General features: G+C 64.4%; 21 protein-coding genes. 11 read left to right on the plus strand and 10 right to left on the minus strand.

Translation table 11 applies throughout. The features are described 5' to 3' along the window. Positions 1–264 precede the first annotated feature (264 nt). A complete protein-coding gene (gene dinB / locus ACFR9U_RS16340) occupies positions 265–1,539 on the plus strand; it encodes a DNA polymerase IV (RefSeq protein WP_247378100.1) in 1,275 nt (424 codons plus the stop codon). 1 nt (position 1,540) lies between these two features. Here the strand turns inward: dinB and ACFR9U_RS16345 are convergent, their stop codons facing one another. Beyond that, positions 1,541–1,894 carry a hypothetical protein gene (locus ACFR9U_RS16345; protein WP_247378103.1) on the minus strand — a complete coding sequence of 118 codons (354 nt, stop codon included), beginning with the start codon at positions 1,892–1,894 and terminating at the stop codon, positions 1,541–1,543. Positions 1,895–2,040: 146 nt separating this feature from the next. On the opposite strand from ACFR9U_RS16345, the gene ACFR9U_RS16350 reads away from it, so the two are divergent. Then, positions 2,041–4,071: a helicase HerA domain-containing protein gene (locus ACFR9U_RS16350; RefSeq protein WP_247378106.1), complete on the plus strand. Its 2,031-nt coding sequence runs from the start codon at positions 2,041–2,043 to the stop codon at positions 4,069–4,071. Between the two features lie 4 nt (positions 4,072–4,075). Further along, complete coding sequence (locus ACFR9U_RS16355; RefSeq protein ID WP_247378107.1) at positions 4,076–4,357, plus strand: hypothetical protein; 282 nt, start codon at positions 4,076–4,078, stop codon at positions 4,355–4,357. Between the two features lie 63 nt (positions 4,358–4,420). Here ACFR9U_RS16355 and tpiA read toward each other — a convergent pair whose 3' ends face one another. Then, the gene (tpiA, locus tag ACFR9U_RS16360) at positions 4,421–5,068 is read right to left on the minus strand and encodes a triose-phosphate isomerase (RefSeq protein WP_247378110.1); all 648 of its coding nucleotides are present in this window, start codon (positions 5,066–5,068) and stop codon (positions 4,421–4,423) included. Positions 5,069–5,174: 106 nt separating this feature from the next. Here tpiA and ACFR9U_RS16365 point away from each other — a divergent pair, with 106 nt between their 5' ends. After that, positions 5,175–5,744, plus strand: coding sequence for a response regulator (locus ACFR9U_RS16365; RefSeq protein WP_247378112.1), 570 nt, complete (start codon positions 5,175–5,177; stop codon positions 5,742–5,744). A 13-nt stretch (positions 5,745–5,757) separates the two neighbouring features. Here the strand turns inward: ACFR9U_RS16365 and ACFR9U_RS16370 are convergent, their stop codons facing one another. The 4 genes from ACFR9U_RS16370 to hisC all read right to left on the minus strand — a co-directional run bounded on the left by ACFR9U_RS16370 (position 5,758) and on the right by hisC (position 8,577). Continuing rightward, entirely contained in the window at positions 5,758–6,327 is a 570-nt protein-coding gene (locus tag ACFR9U_RS16370) for a multiprotein bridging factor aMBF1 (RefSeq protein WP_247378113.1), read from the minus strand. Between the two features lie 68 nt (positions 6,328–6,395). After that, on the minus strand, positions 6,396–7,004 hold the full coding sequence (locus ACFR9U_RS16375; protein ID WP_247378115.1) for a CDP-alcohol phosphatidyltransferase family protein: 609 nt from the start codon (positions 7,002–7,004) through the stop codon (positions 6,396–6,398). Further along, complete coding sequence (locus ACFR9U_RS16380; RefSeq protein WP_247378118.1) at positions 7,001–7,507, minus strand: adenylate kinase family protein; 507 nt, start codon at positions 7,505–7,507, stop codon at positions 7,001–7,003. Before ACFR9U_RS16380 ends, ACFR9U_RS16375 begins: the two co-directional genes overlap by 4 nt. Beyond that, positions 7,504–8,577 carry a histidinol-phosphate transaminase gene (hisC, locus tag ACFR9U_RS16385; RefSeq protein WP_247378120.1) on the minus strand — a complete coding sequence of 358 codons (1,074 nt, stop codon included), beginning with the start codon at positions 8,575–8,577 and terminating at the stop codon, positions 7,504–7,506. Before hisC ends, ACFR9U_RS16380 begins: the two co-directional genes overlap by 4 nt. A 101-nt stretch (positions 8,578–8,678) precedes the next feature. Between hisC and ACFR9U_RS16390 the strand changes: the two genes are divergently transcribed. Next, positions 8,679–9,137: a CopD family protein gene (locus tag ACFR9U_RS16390; RefSeq protein ID WP_247378122.1), complete on the plus strand. Its 459-nt coding sequence runs from the start codon at positions 8,679–8,681 to the stop codon at positions 9,135–9,137. Positions 9,138–9,161: 24 nt separating this feature from the next. On the opposite strand, the gene ACFR9U_RS16395 is transcribed toward ACFR9U_RS16390, so the two are convergent. Both ACFR9U_RS16395 and ACFR9U_RS16400 read right to left on the minus strand, forming a co-directional pair. After that, positions 9,162–10,817, minus strand: a complete 1,656-nt coding sequence (locus tag ACFR9U_RS16395; RefSeq protein WP_247378124.1) for a GMC family oxidoreductase — start codon at positions 10,815–10,817, stop codon at positions 9,162–9,164. Positions 10,818–11,043: 226 nt separating this feature from the next. After that, positions 11,044–11,817 carry a fumarylacetoacetate hydrolase family protein gene (locus ACFR9U_RS16400; protein WP_247378127.1) on the minus strand — a complete coding sequence of 258 codons (774 nt, stop codon included), beginning with the start codon at positions 11,815–11,817 and terminating at the stop codon, positions 11,044–11,046. Between the two features lie 63 nt (positions 11,818–11,880). On the opposite strand from ACFR9U_RS16400, the gene ACFR9U_RS16405 reads away from it, so the two are divergent. From ACFR9U_RS16405 to ACFR9U_RS16420, 4 genes are all read left to right on the plus strand, one after another. After that, entirely contained in the window at positions 11,881–12,129 is a 249-nt protein-coding gene (locus ACFR9U_RS16405) for a hypothetical protein (RefSeq protein ID WP_247378130.1), read from the plus strand. Between the two features lie 66 nt (positions 12,130–12,195). Then, entirely contained in the window at positions 12,196–12,918 is a 723-nt protein-coding gene (locus ACFR9U_RS16410; protein WP_247378133.1) for a metal-dependent hydrolase, read from the plus strand. A 121-nt stretch (positions 12,919–13,039) separates the two neighbouring features. Continuing rightward, positions 13,040–13,438, plus strand: coding sequence for an OsmC family protein (locus ACFR9U_RS16415; protein ID WP_247378135.1), 399 nt, complete (start codon positions 13,040–13,042; stop codon positions 13,436–13,438). A 297-nt stretch (positions 13,439–13,735) separates the two neighbouring features. After that, positions 13,736–14,218: a DUF5799 family protein gene (locus tag ACFR9U_RS16420; protein WP_247378138.1), complete on the plus strand. Its 483-nt coding sequence runs from the start codon at positions 13,736–13,738 to the stop codon at positions 14,216–14,218. Here ACFR9U_RS16420 and ACFR9U_RS16425 read toward each other — a convergent pair. Then, on the minus strand, positions 14,212–14,364 hold the full coding sequence (locus tag ACFR9U_RS16425; RefSeq protein ID WP_247378141.1) for a DUF7557 family protein: 153 nt from the start codon (positions 14,362–14,364) through the stop codon (positions 14,212–14,214). The genes ACFR9U_RS16420 and ACFR9U_RS16425 overlap by 7 nt on opposite strands. Positions 14,365–14,637: 273 nt before the next feature. On the opposite strand from ACFR9U_RS16425, the gene ACFR9U_RS16430 reads away from it, so the two are divergent. Together ACFR9U_RS16430 and ACFR9U_RS16435 are read left to right on the plus strand one after the other, a co-directional pair. Then, positions 14,638–15,297 carry a helix-turn-helix domain-containing protein gene (locus tag ACFR9U_RS16430; RefSeq protein WP_247378144.1) on the plus strand — a complete coding sequence of 220 codons (660 nt, stop codon included), beginning with the start codon at positions 14,638–14,640 and terminating at the stop codon, positions 15,295–15,297. Positions 15,298–15,356: 59 nt separating this feature from the next. Further along, complete coding sequence (locus tag ACFR9U_RS16435) at positions 15,357–15,677, plus strand: HalOD1 output domain-containing protein (protein ID WP_247378147.1); 321 nt, start codon at positions 15,357–15,359, stop codon at positions 15,675–15,677. Positions 15,678–15,820: 143 nt separating this feature from the next. On the opposite strand, the gene ACFR9U_RS16440 is transcribed toward ACFR9U_RS16435, so the two are convergent. Next, positions 15,821–16,801 (minus strand): isocitrate/isopropylmalate dehydrogenase family protein, encoded by a 981-nt coding sequence (locus tag ACFR9U_RS16440; RefSeq protein ID WP_247378149.1) that lies wholly within the window; start codon positions 16,799–16,801, stop codon positions 15,821–15,823. Positions 16,802–16,866: the final 65 nt, after the last annotated feature.

Genomic DNA, 16,866 nt, shown 5'->3' on the forward strand with positions numbered 1-16,866 from the left:
ACGTGTGAGAGAGACGATGACGGCGGTGTATCCCCTCCCTACTGCGCTACTCGGTCGCTTCGCCCCCTGCGTTGCTCCTTGAGGAAGGGGGCTTACCGCCTGCAATTAGCTAATTGACGATGGGTGCTTAATGGCTTTCTCTCCTGCCGGGTCACCCATGTCTCTCCCGGAGGAGTCGCTGGACTCCGCAGGCATCATGAATCCGGGCGCGTTGCTCGACAGCGGACGATAACGTTCAGGTAGTGGGGGTCCGAAGCCGCGGTCATGGACGAGCGGTTGCCGGGGACCGAGCCGAGTGACCGTGAGCAGACGGTCTGTCACGTCGACATGGACTGTTTCTACGCAGCCTGTGAACGGCTGAAAGAGCCCGCCCTGGAAGGGGAACCGCTGGTCGTCGGCATGGGATTCGAGGCCGGCGAGACCCACGGCGCGGTCGCAACTGCCAGCTACGAAGCCCGCGAGTTCGGCGTCGAGAGCGCGATGGCGATCTCGAAAGCGCTCGAACTGCTCCCTCGCAAAGTCACCGCAGCGGACGATCCCGAGATCGACGTCGACGAGGCCGGTTTCTACCGCCCGGTCGACATGGATTTCTACCAGTCCGTCGCCGCAGACGTAAAGGAGATTCTCCACGACACGGCCGACACCGTTCGGGAGGTCAGCATCGACGAGGCGTACCTCGACGTCACTGAAACCGTGGCCTGGGACGAAGTCGAGTCGTTCGCTTCGGACCTCAAAGCGCGGATTCGCGAGGAAGTCGGCGTCGAGGCGAGCATCGGCGTCGCACCGACGATGAGCGCGGCCAAGATCGCGAGCGACCACGACAAACCGGACGGCCTGGTCGTCGTCGAACCCGGGGAGGTGCGCGACTTTCTCGCGCCCCTCGACGTCGAGGAGGTCCACAACGTCGGCCCCGTCACCGCCCGCGAACTCCGGTCGATGGACATCGAAACGGCCGGCGATCTCGCCGCGGCGGACCCGGATCGGGTTTCGGAGACGTTCGGCGAGCGAGGGCGGGAGATCTGGAAGTACGCCCGCGGTGAGGACGATCGCTCGGTCGAGCCGGTCGGCAAACCCAAGAGCCTCTCCAGAGAGTCGGCGTTCACCTCGGCCACCGACGACCCCGAAGCGGTGGCGGACCGGGTGCGAGCCCTGGCGGACGACGTCGCCGAGCGAGCGTCCCGAAAGGGCGCGCTCTATCAGACGATCGGGATCAAAGTGGTGACCCCGCCGTTCGACATCCACACGCGGGCGGATTCGCTCCCCGGACCGATCGAAGAGCCGGACCTGGTCGAAGAGGTCGCACTGGACCTGTTGACTGAATTTCAGGGGGAGCGCGTCAGGAAGGTGGGCGTCCGCGTCTCGAACCTGGAGTTCGCGGACAACGAGCAGGCGAGTCTGGACGGGTTCGAGAACGCCACGGCGCGAGAGGCCACGCCGCGTGAGAACCGTTCGTTGAACGAGTTTACCCCGGGTCAGACGGCGACCGACGAGGCTGACGAGGACCCGTCGGGACAGACGTCGCTCGGCGATTTCGGGTAGGTCAGTCGAGTCCGTTTTCGAGGTTCTCCAGCAGTTTCCCGACGAAGAGTCCGAGCCGCGGTGAGAGTGCGCCGTCGGTGTCGGCCGGTGACTCGGCCGGATGTGCCCGGAGCGTCTCGACGAAGGACTCGCTGTGGGTCATCGCGCGCATCATGTCGACGACGTCGACGACGAGGCCCTGATCGCTGGTGTCCAGATCATCGTACTGCGTGTGGTCCCACTCGGAGTAGTCGATCGTCCAGGCGTGGCCGCCGACGACGTCGATCACCCGGTCTACCGTCCCCACCTCGAGCCGGCCGTCGCTCGTGTCGATGTACACGGTTTCGTCCTCGACGATGGTGTCGTAGCGTCGCATGTGCTGGCGGTCCGCTCCGGGGATACCCCAGACGTTTCGCGTCCATCCCTATAGCGGTTCGGCCGATTTCAGGACGCACAAGCCCGGTGTCTGACGTATGGCTGACTGACGATTATGTAAGGGGAGCTTCTAGAATCCGGTGACCGATGGGAGACGACCAGAAGACGATCACGGTCGCGGAGTTGAGTGATGGCCCGCCACTGGGCGACCAGCCCGACCAGTCCGTCGACCTGCCGGTGGTCGAGATACTGACCGGCCGCGGCTTCATCACGGGCAAGAGCGGGTCGGGCAAGTCGAACACTGCGAGCGTCGTCGCCGAGAAACTCCTCGACAGCGGCTTCGGCATCCTCATCGTCGACATCGACGGCGAGTACTACGGCCTGAAAGAGGAGTACGAGATCCTCCACGTCGGCGCCGACGAGGAGTGCGACATTCAGGTCACCGTCGAGCACGCCGGCAAGATCGCGTCGCTCGCGCTCGAACAGAACGTCCCCATCATTCTCGACGTGTCCTCGTTCTTAGACGAGGACGAAGCCGAAGAACTGCTGACGGAAGTGTCCAAACAGCTGTTCGCCAAGGAGAAAAAGCACAAACAGCCGTTCCTGATGCTCGTCGAGGAGTGCCACGAGTGGATTCCCGAGAAAGGCTCCGTCGGCGAGGTCGGAAAGATGCTCATCAAGATCGGCAAGCGTGGACGCAAACACGGCCTCGGCATCGTGGGCATCAGTCAGCGACCGGCCGACGTGAAGAAGGACTTCATCACCCAGTGTGACTGGCTGGTCTGGCACCGGCTGACCTGGAACAACGACACGAAAGTGGTCAGCCGCATCCTCGACTCGGAGTACTCCGACGCCGTCGAGGATCTGAACGACGGCGAGGCGTTCATGATGACCGACTGGTCCGAGTCGGTCCGGCGCGTCCAGTTCCACCGCAAGCAAACGTTCGACGCCGGCGCGACGCCCGGCCTGGAGGACGTCGACCGGCCGGACCTGAAGTCGGTCAACTCCGACCTCGTCTCTGAACTCCAGGAGATCAGCGAGGAGAAACAGCAAACGGAAGACAAGATCGCCGAACTCCGGGAGGAACTGAACAAGAAGAACTCGCGCATCGCCGAGCTGGAGAAAGAGTTGCAAGACGCGCGGGACATGAGCCGGATGGCCGACCAGTTCGTCGACGCGCTCGTCGGCACGGTCAAAGGAGCCAATCCAGGCCGCACGGAACAACGGCGGATGCGCAAAGAGCGCCAGTACCAGAACGCGCAGGGCACTGCGGAAGCGGGCCCTGGCGACCACCCCGCCCAGCAGAGTCTCGACGCAGCGACGGCGGATCACGATCAGAAAGACGAGTCATCGTCTCAGGCGTCGGAATCTGCGGAGTCCGATGCCTCGGAACCGGACACGGCTGTCGCAGCCGCCGGAGCGTCGAACGCGGAAACAGACGAGGAAGCCGTCGACGAATCGTCAGAAACGGATGTAGCTGAGGCTGCCGACCCGACAGCCGACGAGACCGACGACGCTGGGACAGCAGCCGAGGAAGACGGAGAAGGCGCTGATTCCGACGCCGGAGACGGTGAGAAGGAGCCTACTGACGAACCCACGGAGGCGTCAGAGCCAGCGACCACGGATGTCGACGACGCCGGTCCAGTGCCGGACACGCCTGTCGACGACGGCGTCGTCATCGAAGGACCAGTCGCGACGGACGGTGCGGCGTCGACGGCAGCGACGAACGGCGACGGACAGTCGAACGACGAAGACGTGGCGGCAGCGATGGCGGCACTCGGCAACGACGACGGGGAAATCATCGAGAACACGGACGACACGGCCACTGTAGTCACGAGCGCCGAGGAACTTCCGCAGGCCGGGAGTGAACTCGTCGAGCACCTCCGCTCGGCCATCGAGGCGATGCCCCAGAAGACGCGTCGGATGCTCCGGTACTACCGGCAGGAAGGGCCGGCCAAACCGCTCGACGCCCACTTCGCCGGCGGTGGCGACGGCGACCGGACGAACGCCTACGCACACAACCGGACGCTCAGAACGCACGGCTTCATCGAACACGTCGGGCGCGGCCACTACGACTACCATCTTCGAGATCTAATCGAAGAGGAGTATCCGGGCCACGCCGACGACAGCGAACTCGACGCGCTCGTCGAGGCGACCGAAGAACCACTCCGAGACTGAACACATGATCGAAAACACCAGTGCAGACGACCGACCGAACCGAGGATATCTCCACGACGTCGCCGACGCGACGGCAACTGACGAGCAGGGACTGGACGTCGTTGACCCGACCGAGCAGTGGCCCGACGACGCGAAGGTCTACGTTCGCGAGGTCGTCGGCGTGAAAGGCACGTCGGACGAGCCAGCGCTGGACGTGATCGAGTACGTGCAGTACGTCACCAGCGAGCAGTGGCGTCGGCAGAAACAACCGACGAACATTCGGTTCGAAGCCGCGATGTCGTGGTGACGAGACGGTCTGGTTCTCCGCGGTCTCCTGGTACTACGCGACGGTAACGTCGGCTGGCCCCGTTCAGGCGATCGGCTCGACGAGGTCTTCGAGTGCTTCCTTCGGATCCTCTGCCTTCGCGACGCCGCTGGCCAGGAGCACGCCCTCCGCACCGAGGTCGCCGGCGGCGTCCAGGTCTTCGCCCGTCGAGATGCCGGCGCCACAGAGCACGTCGACGGAGTCGTCGACGGCCGCTGCCGCGTCGACTGCGTCGCGGACGACGTCCGGGTCGGCCTTGCTGACCGGCGTGCCGGTGCCGATGAGTTCCGGGGGTTCCACGGCGACCGCGTCCGGTCCGAGCGCTGCGGCAGCGCCGATCTGGTCGGGATTGTTCGCACAGACGATCGTCTCCAGTCCCGTCCGCTCGGCCGCGGTCAGGCTGGCGTCGATGTCGGCGAGCTTCAGGCGGTTCTCCGAGTGGTTGAGCAACGTTCCGACAGCGCCGGCGTCGGCGGCTGCTTCGGCCAGCGTCGAGCCGGTGTGGCTGCCGTGTTCGACGGGGCTGACGTGCTGTGCCCAGGTCTCGACGCCGGTCTCGGCGACGGCCGACAGCTGGGTCGCCTGCGGGGCGATGGCGATCCGAACGCCAGTCGACTCACTTACCTCGTGTGCGGCCGTTGCGACCTCGACGGGGTCGCAGGGATACGCTTTCAGGTTGACAAGGACGAACATAGCGGGAGACGGAGCGGCGCGGCCAAATAGGTTGCGAGACGGGTTCGAACCGTCGAGTCATCCGGCTGATTTATTAAGTGTCGTGAGAAATCCCTCGCTGATAAACGTGTCCCCGAGGTCATCGGAACTGCCGACAGTACTCGTCGCCGACGACGAACAGCATCTCGCTGACCTCTACACGGATTACCTCGCCGAAGACTACGACGTCGTGACCGCCTACGGGGGCGAGGAGGCCATCGAGCTCCTCGACGACGAATCCGTCAGCGTCGACGTCGCACTCCTCGACCGACGGATGCCAGACGTTTCGGGGGACAAGGTGCTGGCGACCATCAACGACGGGGCGTGCGACTGCCGCGTCGCCATGGTCACCGCAGTCAACCCCGGCTTCGACATCATCGACATGGGCTGTGACGAGTACCTCGTCAAACCCGTCTCCCGCGACGACCTCCTCGAAGTCGTCGAACGGCTGCTCAAGCTCTCCGCGTACAGCGAGAAACACCAGCAACTCACCTCGAAGCGACTCACGCGGAACGTCCTCAAAGTCGAGAAGAGTGCCGCAGAACTCGCCGAGAGCGCCCGCTTCGACCGACTCGAATCCGAGATCGAAGCCCTCGAAGCGCAACTCGACGACATCACGGAGGACCTCGAGTTCGAGGACCTCCAAAGACACATCTGACGGGACTCTCCCGTCAGTCCTTTCGCTGTACCTTGTCGCCGAGCGTCATCGTTCCGCCGGACGACCCGCTACTCCAGTCGGTGTCCTCGCTGCTGGCGCCTGCCTCGGTGAGGTCGATGTCGAGCGCCTTCTCGACTTTCTGCTGGACCTTGTCGCTCGGGAGGGTGTCGCCCTGCTCGAGCTTCCGGATGAGGCTGGCTTTCTCGTTGAGCTGGTTGGCGAACTCCTTCTGGCTGAGGCCGGCCGCTTCGCGGGCCTGGCGAATCCGCTCGTCGTAGTCCTGGGCGACCTCGTCGAGCTCGTCGAACATGTCGCGGCGACCGCCGCCACCGCTCGAACTCCCGGTCGAACTGCTCGACGGCGATCCTGAACCTGCGCTACTCGACGACGAACTCGACGCGGACCCGCCCGAACTCCCGCTGGAGCTGCTCGTCGAGTACTTCGTCGACGAGCTCGAACTCTGCTGGGTCCGGACTTCGGTGCCGAAGTCGGCACAGTCGTCACACACGTCGAGTTCTGCGCCTTCGACCTTCACCGTGTTCGGCGAGGACGTCTCGGCTCCGCACATCTCACACTGGACCATACAACTCCTTGACTACGACCGCGTATAAATCGTACGCCAAGCAACACGCGGTCGGGTCCGATCCGCCCTCACGAGAGCGCGCGGAACGCACCGACGAACCGCTGGAGGGCAGTGAAGTGACCGACCACCGCGAACACGGCCAGCAACCAGCCGACGAGGGTCAACTCGAAGACTGGTTCGGTCACAACCGCGGCGGCGAGCCCAGCGAAGCCCATGAGCGCCAGGCGATCCGCGCGGCCGAGCAACCCGCCGTACACGCGGTCGAGACCGACCGCCTGGGACTGGGTGCCGAGATACGACGTCATCAGCACGCCCGTGATCGCCGCCAGACCCAGCGGGTAGCGGTCGATACCGGCCGCCAGCCCGACGAGCATCACGATGTCCGCGTACCGGTCGAGGACGTGATCGAGCAGGTCGCCGGCCTTGGAGTCGGTCCCGAGACGACGGGCCAACGCACCGTCCAGCAAGTCGAGCCAGCCGTTCAGGAACACGAGCAGCGCCCCTATCACGTACCAGAGTCTGTCCGTCGGCCCCAGATAGAACGCACCACCTGCGGCAGCGGCCAGTCCGAACGCCAGGACGCTGACGGCGTCGGGCGTCAGTCCGATGCGTGCCGAGGCGTTGACGAACGGGGTGAGCACTCTGTCGGCCAGCGGGCGCAGTCTGTCCAGCGTCATAGGTAGTCGATGAACGAGACTTCGCCGGCGCTCGGTTCGCGCTCGTCCGCGAGGACGCGCTCGATCTCGCGCGCCACGGCTTCGGGGGACCGATCGGTCGCGTCGATCTCGTACACTGCCTCCAGCCCGTGATTTTCGACGGCTTCCGAGAGCACGATGTCGAGCGCCTCGCTCTCGGCGTTCTCCTCGGCCTTCGCCTCGGACTCGCCGCGCTCGGTGAGTCGCCCTTCCAGTTCCTCGGGCTGACAGCGCAGCACGACGACTTTGTCGACAGGCAGGTGGTGTGCCAGGTGCGAATCGACGATGACGCCGTCCCGGTCACCGAGCCACTCCTCGACGGCGTCCATGTCCGCGACGAGCGTGTCACGCTCGGCGTCCTCCCGCAAACTCAGGTCTTCCGATTTGATGACCTCGTTGAGGTGAATCACGTCGAGGTCCGACTCGACGAGGTCGGTCGCCGTCGTCTTTCCCGTTCCGGGCGTCCCCGTCACAGCGACTCTCATCCGTCCATCACCTCGTTTATGACCGCGACGGCTCGTTCCATCTGCGATTGGGTCCCGCAGGTGATGCGGATGCACTCCGGGAGACCGAACGACGAGCAGTCGCGGACGATGATGCCCTCGCGCTGCGCGGCGTCCGTGACGGCTTCCCCGTCACCGACGTCGGCGAGCACGAAGTTGCCGGCGCTCTTCCAGGTTCGGGCGTCGAGGTTCTCGTAAAGGTACTCGCGAGCGTCCGTCACCATGGCGCGAGTCTGTTCTAAGTGCTCCTCGTCGTCGAGCGCCGCGAGTCCGGCCCGGCAGGTGAGCTCGCCGGTGTCGAACGGCGTGTGGACGCGGGCGTACGCGTCGGCCCAGTCCTCGGGCACGAGCCCGTACCCGAGGCGCATCCCGGCCAGTCCGTACGCTTTCGAGAACGTCCGCAGGACCGCGACGTCGTCGCGCTCGCGAACGAGTGAGACGGCGCTCGGCGACTCGGAGAACTCCCCGTACGCCTCGTCGACGAGCACCAGCGTCTGGTCGTCTGTCTCCTCGGCGAGCGTCTCGACTTCGTCGAGGGGCATCTCCGAACCCGACGGATTGTGTGGGCTGGTGACGACGACGATGCGCTCGCCGTCGTACGCGTCGAGGACGTTCGCGGCGGTCTGCTCGAAGTCGTCGTCCTTGTCGAGGTCGTACTCCGAGGCGCCGCCGTGGTGATAGCGCGAACTCATCGCGTAGTACGCGAAACCGGGCTTCGGGGCGAGGATGCGTTCGTCCGGGCGGAGCATCGCCCGACAGAGGCAGTCGAGGACGCCGTCGCCGCCGTTGGCCAGCCAGACCTGTTCGGGGGTAAGGTTCCAGTCGTCGGCGAGCCGCTCGATCAGGTCCGTGTGTGAGCTCTTCGGATAGATGTGGACCTTGTCGGCGTACTCGCGGATGACGGCGGTCGCCGCGGGGCTCGGACCGAGGACGTTCTCGTTCGAAGAGAGTTTCACGAGGTCGTCAGGGTCGAGTCCGAGATCGCGGGCGACCTCTTCGATCCCCCGGCCGGCACGGTAGACGCTGTGGGCGGAGAGGTCCCGTGGTTCCATGGATGGGGAAAGCGGACCACGGCTCTTAAGCGTGCTTATACTGACGATTCGCGCGAGCGAAACTCACCACATTCAAGACCCGGAGGTACCAGCACTCTGGTATGGCAATCGACGTGACAATCGGGTTCGTGATCCATATGCTGTTCGCCGCCATCTGGACCGGCGCCGTCATCTTCATGACCTACGGCGTCATCCCGGTCGCGCGGGCGGGCAACATCGACACCGACCCGTTCGCCGACATCACGAGTCGCCTCCTGACCCTCTCGCGGCTGTCCGCGCTGATCATGTTCCTCACCGGTGGCCATCTCGCAGCCCAGTTGTACACGGTCGAGACGCTGCTCGAACCGCCGAGAGGCCACCTCGTCCTCACCATGCTCGCCCTGTGGCTGATCATGGCCGGCCTCGTCGAGGTCGGGACGAAGAAGATTAGCGCTGGACTGCGCGAACGGAAAGTCCGAACGCCGGCAGAGAAGAGCCGGCCGTTCTTCCTCGGTGCGACGGTCGTCGCGCTCGCTCTGCTCCTCGTCGCGGGGCTGCTCATCGGCCTTCCGTACGCCTGACAGGCCGCCTTCCACCTTTTACCCTTATAGACGCTCTGCCACGTGATCTGCACACTTCAGCGCGAGCGCTGCGATGGTCAGCGTCGGGTTCATCGCCCCGCTCGTGACGAACACGCTGCTCGATGCGATCGAGAGGTTCGTCACGTCGTGCGTCCGTAACTGGGGGTTCACGACGCTCCCTGCGGGATCAGTGCCCATCCGGGTCGTTCCCATGTGGTGATACGCCGGGCCGGTCGCATCGGGTCCGATGACGCTCACGTCCTCGACGCCGAGTTCCGTGAGGATGGCCCGCTGTATCTCGTTGGCGCGCTCGATGGTTCGTTTCGTCCGGGCGTCGACCGACCACTGGATCTCCGGGACGGGATTCCCGTGATCGTCCGTCGTCGACGCGTCCAGCGTGATTCGGTTTTCTTTCCGCGGGAGCTGCCCTACAAGTCCCCCCATCGCCACGTGGTTCCCGTAGGCACCCTGTAACTGGCCGAGCAGATCGTCGCCCCACTCGGTCGCGTCGAGCGCCATCTCGACCGGTGACGGCCCGGCGTAGTTGAGAAATTCGAGCTTGATGGGTCCGAGGTCCGCGTCGCGACCGGGGATGCCGCTCTCGGTCCCGCTGGTGGGCTGCCCCGGGTTCTCGTAGAACTGGTGGCACTCGCTCGTGAGGAAGCCGACGTGGTTCTGACGGGTTCGGCGGTCGAGCACGCCGCCGGCACCGGCGAACAGGTGTTCCATGAAGTAGCGGCCGACCGCCCCGCTGCTGTTCGCGAGGCCGTCGGGATGGTCGGACGACTCCGAGAGCAAGAGCAGTCGCGGCGTCTCGATGCCGCCACACGCGAGCACGAACTCGCGGGCCTCCTGGCGGTGTTCGGTCCCGTCGGGCGTGGCGTAGACGGCGGCGTCGACGCGCTCGCCCGAGTCGCCGGTGACGAGTCGCTGAACGGGCGCGCGGTCGATGACACGCGCCCCTTCGGCCTCGGCTTTCTCGACGTGGACGTCGGCGCTGTACTTCGCGCCGGAGGGACAGACCGGTTTGCAAGTCCCGTAGCCGACGCACGGTGAGCGGCCGTCGTAGCCCTCCGAGTTGCGCGCGTTCGGCACCGAGTGCATGGTCACGCCAAGTCGTTCACAGGCTTCGGCGAACAGCGAGTCGCTGTAGGACGGCTCGAACGCGGGGAGTGGATACGGTTCCTCCCGCGGCGGTGCAAACGGGTTGTCAGATGCGCCAGCGACGCCCAGTTCCGACTCCGCGTCAGCGTAGTACGACTGGAGGTCACCGTAGTCGATGGGCCAGTCGGCCGCCACGCCGTCGCGAGTTCGGCGCTCGAAATCCGATTCGTGGTGGCGCATCACCATTCCCTGCCAGTGCAACGTCGACCCGCCGACCCCCTTGACGCGGGCGTGATTGAGGGGGTAGAACCACGACCCACTCGACGTAAACCGGTCGCGTTCGCCGCCCATGTCCCACACTGACCGCTCGTCGTGTCCCGGTCGAATTGCCCGCTCCATCCGCTCATCACGAGACTCGAACTCGAATCGCGGCCCCGCTTCCAGGACGACCACTGCATAGCCGCGGCTGGCGAGCCGATGGGCGACGAGGGCGCCGGCTGGACCGGCACCGACGACACAGACGTCCGCGCGGTCGCTCGGCGTCCGGTCGACTGCAGTGGACTCGTCGGGACTCATCAGTCGGCTTCCCCCCGACTATTGCCGGTGGGATCGGCGTCGCAAGTTTGCGATTGCTCAGGGCTCACGCCTGCGTCAGCCGTGATCCCGGTCCGACGAGCCATCGCCATGACATCATGGATTAGGCGAGCCTAAACTTATGGCTTGTCATCCAGAGGACTGTGGTGATTTCACGAGAGGCCCCAGAATAACACGAATCTCGGTGTTCTGGGCGTATCGTTTCCCGTCAGGGAATGTGGACGGTGTGGCGCAGGGTTCCGACCCCTTCGATTTCGATCTCGACTTCGTCACCGTCGGCGAGCGGGCCGACGCCCGCGGGCGTGCCGGTCGAGATGACGTCGCCGGGTTCGAGCGTCATGAACTCCGTGATCTCCTCGATGAGTTCCGGGACGGAGAAGATGAACTGATCGATGGAGGACTGCTGTTTCACTTCGCCGTTGACTCGGCTCTCGATCGTCGCGTCGTCTTTGAGGTGCTCCGGCGTGGCGACGAGCGGACCGATGGGTGCGGCGCCGTCGAACGCCTTGCCTCGGACCCAGTTTTGCTCGACTTCTTGATCGTCGCGGTTGGAGAGGTCGTTCACGCAGGTGTAGCCGGCGATGACGTCTTCTGCGTTTTCGGCTTTCACGTTCCGGGCCTGTTCGCCGATGACGACGCCGAGTTCGGCCTCGAAGTCGATCCGTGCCTTGTCCTTCGGGAGCGTCACGCGCTTGCCGTGACTCGTCACCGTGTTCGGCGGCTTGAGGAACAGGAGCGGCCGATCTGGGACGTCTTTGCCCTGCTCGTCGGCGTGGTCGGCGTAGTTGAGTCCGACGCAGACGATCTTGGTGGGTTCACAGGGCGGGAGGATTTCGACCTCGTCCGGCGAGAACGTCTCGTCGCCGAAGGAGATGCGTCCGTACGGGCCCGCCGCCGCTGTCACGAGTTCTTCACCGTCCTCGACGGTCCAGCGGCCACCCCTTACGTTCCCAGCTGAGTCCCGAAAGCGAACGCGCTTCATGTCCCGCGAATCACAGCGGCGACTGATAAGCGTTTACAAGCGCCCACGTATTACCGTCTCAACATGGACGAAATCGGACTCGTAAGTCGCCTCCTACTGCTCGGCGTCGTGCTCACGGCGTGTCTCGCGGCGACGGGCGTCGCGGTCGGTGCAGCCGAGACGGCCGAAAACGAGACTGCTCACGGAAGCGATGGCGGCGGCGGGCACGAAACGACGACCGTTTCGACAGACGAATCAGTCAGCGGCTTCACGCTCGGTGCCGGCCTCGTCGCCGTCCTGGTCGGCGGTGCCTACCAGCTCATCAACGGATGAGGCACAGCGGTCGTGTCTGCCTCTGCCTCCACCATTAAGTGGCCGACACTCGAACCTCTACCTGTCATGGAGCTCACTTGGCACGGCCATTCGACGTGGCACGTCACCGTTGGGGAGACAGACCTGCTCATCGACCCGTTTTTCGATAATCCGCACACGTCACTCGACGCCAGCGACGTCGACGAGCCCGATTTCCTGCTGTTGACGCACGGGCACGCCGACCACATCGCAGACGCCGGCGCGTTTTCCGACGCGACGGTCGTCGGGACGCCGGAGCTGACCGGATTCATCGAGGACGAACACGGCGCCGACGACACCATCGGAATGAACCTCGGCGGAACCGTCGAGTGCGGCGACGCGTTCGTGACGATGCACCGCGCCGATCACACGAACGGGATCAACACCGGCTACGAGTACGACGCCGGCATGCCCGCTGGCTTCGTCATCAGCGACACCGTGCCGACGCAGGTCGCGGACGAAGAGACCACGACCTTCTACCACGCGGGCGACACCGGCCTGATGACAGAGATGCGTGAGGTCATCGGTCCGTACCTCGAACCCGACGCCGCCGCACTGCCGGTCGGCGACCACTTCACCATGGGACCGATGCAGGCCGCCATCGCCGTCGACTGGCTCGACGTCGACCACGCGTTCCCTATGCACTACGACACGTTCCCGCCCATCGAAATCGACGTCGACGACTTCGAACGCGAAGTCACGGGCACGGGGAGCGACGCCGACGTGCACGTGCTCGACGGCGACGAGACCGTCGACCTCTCCGAACTGTAGCCATCGAGGACCCCCCCGTTCTCGTGGTCCCACTTGCGTCGGTCACCGAACAGTCTGAGATAGCCGCCTCCGTTTTCCGCTTGCCCATCGTTTAGCTCCGTGCAGACCCTCGTACAGAGGGATGCCAGACATCGAGACCACGACCACGAACGACGAGACGTTCACCGCCGAGAACCACCTCGGCGAGTACGCGCTCGACATCGACGCACAGGGCCGGACGGCCCCGTCGCCGAACGAAGTCCTGGTCGCGGATTACGCCTCCTGTTTCACCTTCGCGTTCCGCGCCGGCGCGATGCGCAACGACTACGACGATCTCGGACAGATCCAGACCGAAGCCGAGGCAAACCTCGACGACGAAGACGACTTGACGGACGTTTCGTTCACCATGCTCGTCGAAGCCGAGTTATCCGACGACGAGATCGACGACCTGCTCGACAACGCCGAGGACATCTGCCACGTACACGCCGCACTCCGCCAGGACCTCCACGCAGACGTGACGGTCGAATCCGGTGCGTTCTGAGGCGACTCCGACCCGCACCGGATTCCGAATGACAATTTGTTATAAACCCCCGTTCATGCCCGGGAGAAGTATGACTGTAGACAGTCCGCTACAGATAGGTGCAGCCTTGGTCGGGGGATGGACCTGGACCGAGGCAGATACGGCCGTCGGCTTCGATGGGGCACTGCCCCGACGGACGATTCACATCATGGGTGGGGACCCGCGCCACTGGGGGTGGCACGCGTCGTATCGTCCGCCGAAGTCGAAACGGACGCTTTCTCGAAAACGCTGATACACCGGGAGCCGTTACGCTATGGTATGAGTGACCAGTGGACCGATCGTATCGTCGGTGACCGGATGACTGTCGATCAGCAGTTCACCGACCGCGTGACGAACTCACAGTTCTCCCGGCAACAGTGGGGACTCGTCATGACTGCCGTCGAATTCGACATCGAACATCCGGAGGACGAAGAGCGGGCGCGCCTCGTCGCCGATACCAGCAACCTGCCTTCGATCATGCCCGAACTCGATGCCGTCGAGCAGGCAGGCCCGATGGGTGCTGCTGGCGGTCCTGGAAACCCCGGAAGCGGGGACAGCTCCGGACTACTCGGCGGTCTGAAAGACGCACTCGGCTTCGGTGGCGGTGACCAGAGGCCGGACGCGAACTCAGAAGTCGATCCCGAGCGACTCGAAGCGGCCGAACAACTCGCACAGGAGTACGCTGCGGAGCTACAGGCACAGCTCGAAGACGGTGGGAAGTGGAACGAAGTCCGCACAGCAGCGAGCTCGACCGATCAGTAATCTTCGTCGCTGCCCCTGAACAGGGTGAGCTCCTCGGCCTGGTAGATGTTGATGAGTTCGTTAATTACCTCGTCGTAGCTCTCGTCGTCGATTCGAAGGTCGTCCAACCGTTCGATCGTCTCCGCTTCGAGGTCCACAGTCGGCATAGATAATTCGACGCTCGGCGTCTCCTTAAGATACCCGGCTGGCAAAGTGCGGTTCCAGCGGAGACGCGGGCAGCGAGGTGGATGATCGAGTCGCAATTAGTGGGGAGTACGCCGCAGCGATTGGGCCGGGGAGTTTTATTCTGGGGACCCGAAAGAAAAACGAAGAGGGGAACAGCACGTCACACCTGCTTTGGTAGCTGCGACCGAACTGGGAAGACAGTAGCGGTCAGTCCAGAACGGATCCAGCCGTCTCCTGCCGAACAAACAATACAGATGGGTTACATTGTCGAGTACACGCTGGCGAATCCGATCCTCGAAACGACACGCCGTTCAGTCCCCGACGTCGAACTGGAGGTCGAGGACGAACAACCGATCTCAGAGGAGAACGCGCGACTCATCTTCTGGGCCCGGGGAAGCGAAGCGGACTTACAGCGGTTCGAGGAGGAACTGCCGACCGATCCGTCCATCACGGACTACGAATTCTTCTCGGACATTTCGGAGCGGCGTCTCTTTCGCGTGACGCTTTCCGAAGTGGGCGAACGGGGCCTGACGTACGTCGACGCGATCGACATGGGGATCACGTTCCTGGAAATCCTGGCGAAGGGCGACCACGTCGAGTATCGCGCGCAGATCCCCGACCGAGACGCCCTCGTCGAGTATCGGAAACTGTGCGAGGACCACGACCTCTCCTTCGAGCTTCGCCGGCTCTACCGGAGCGATGACGGCGATACGGCCGGCTACGACCTCACTGACAGACAGCGGGAAGTGCTCCTCCGCGCTCTCGAACAGGGGTATTACGAGGTCCCTCGCGAGATTTCGACCGAAGAGCTCGCCGCCGAATTCGATATTTCGAGTCAGGCACTTTCCGCCCTGCTCAGGCGCGGACACGAGGCGTTGCTCCGGAGCACGGTTGCAAAGGACGGACACAATTAAAGGGTTGGTGGGCCAACCCGACCAATTTCCCCTCGATATCCACGAGTATGAAGTACTCAATGGCTACCGATCTGACTCAGCAACAGGGAGAGACGAACCGCGAGATCACCACGCACACCGCAACCGACGGGGAATCACTGAGCGAAGCAGTGATCGTGGCGCTCCGGAAAGCAGCGAGCCGCACTACCGCGACGACGACGGACCAACTGGACGTCGGCGCCATCGATCCCCTCTTCGAGACGATCGACCCCGACGCGCTGGACGCGCTCTTCGGGCAGCCGGGCGACGGGACTCAGCAGTCTGGGACTGTCTCGTTCACCCACTCGGGCTTCGAGGTCACCGCGAGCGGATCCGGCGAGGTACTGGTCACGCGGGCATAATCGCGCCCGATCCGTCTCCCGTGGGCCCTCGCTACGTCTTTTCTCAACCGACTCCAGTCGGTGACAGACGCCACAATTCTGTACAAGTCCGCTGGGGCGAGTTACCCGGCGTCGGTCAGCACAGAATAAAGCGGTAGAACGGTCTATAGCTGGTCGACGATCGCGTCTGCCACGTCCTGGGTCGACGCGTCGCCGCCCAGATCAGGTGTCCGCGGCCCCTCCGCCATCACTGCTTCGACTGCCGAACGGACTCGCGCGGCGTCGTCACCGTAGCCGAGGTGCTCGAGCATCATCGCGGCCGAGAGCACCATGGCCGCGGGATTCGCGATCTCCTGTCCCGCGATGTCGGGCGCCGACCCGTGCACAGGCTCGAAGAGCGCGTTGTCGGGACCCACGTTCGCACTCGGGAGCAGGCCCAGTCCGCCCACGAGTCCGGCGGCGAGGTCCGACAGCATGTCCCCCGCCAGGTTCGGGCAGATGACGACGCCGTAGTCTTCCGGGTGCATGATGAGGTGCATCGCGAGCGCGTCCATCAGCGCCTCGTCGTACTCGTAATCGCCCTCGTCTGCGACCGCCGAACAAGCTTCGAGGAACTGCCCGTCCGTGGTTCGCATCACGTTGGCCTTGTGTGCGACCGTCACGTCGTCGAACCCGTTCTCAGCTGCGTACTCGAACCCGTACTCGGCGATGCGTCGAGACGCGGAGTCCGTGATGAGCCGCGTCAGCGTCGTCACGTCGTCCGAGAGCTGGCTCTCGATCCCCGCGTAGACGCCTTCGGTGTTTTCCCGAATGAAGACGAGATCCGTCTCGGGTTTGACCGCGTCGATGCCCGGATACGACCGTGCGGGACGGACGTTCGCGAAGGAATCGACTGCCTCTCGGAGCGGGAGGATGACGTCCGCAGCCGTCTCGCCGGCCGCGCCGAACAGCGTCGCGTCGGATTCCTCGGCCAGTTCGTACGTCTCGTCGGGGAGTGCCTCGCCGCGCTCCTCCAGAACGGCGTCGCCAGCCTCGCCTTCGACGAACTCGAAGTCGATGTCCAGTGCCTCCAGTACGTCGAGCGTCGCCGGGACGACCTCGTGTCCGATGCCGTCACCGGGAATAACCGCGATTTGCTCTGTCATGGCCGAAGGTGCGTAGGGGGCCGAAAAGAGCGTGTCGATACGCCCGTTTTCCATACACAACATAC

The sequence above is a fragment of the Halorientalis brevis genome (assembly GCF_042678165.1).
Taxonomy (GTDB): domain Archaea; phylum Halobacteriota; class Halobacteria; order Halobacteriales; family Haloarculaceae; genus Halorientalis; species Halorientalis brevis.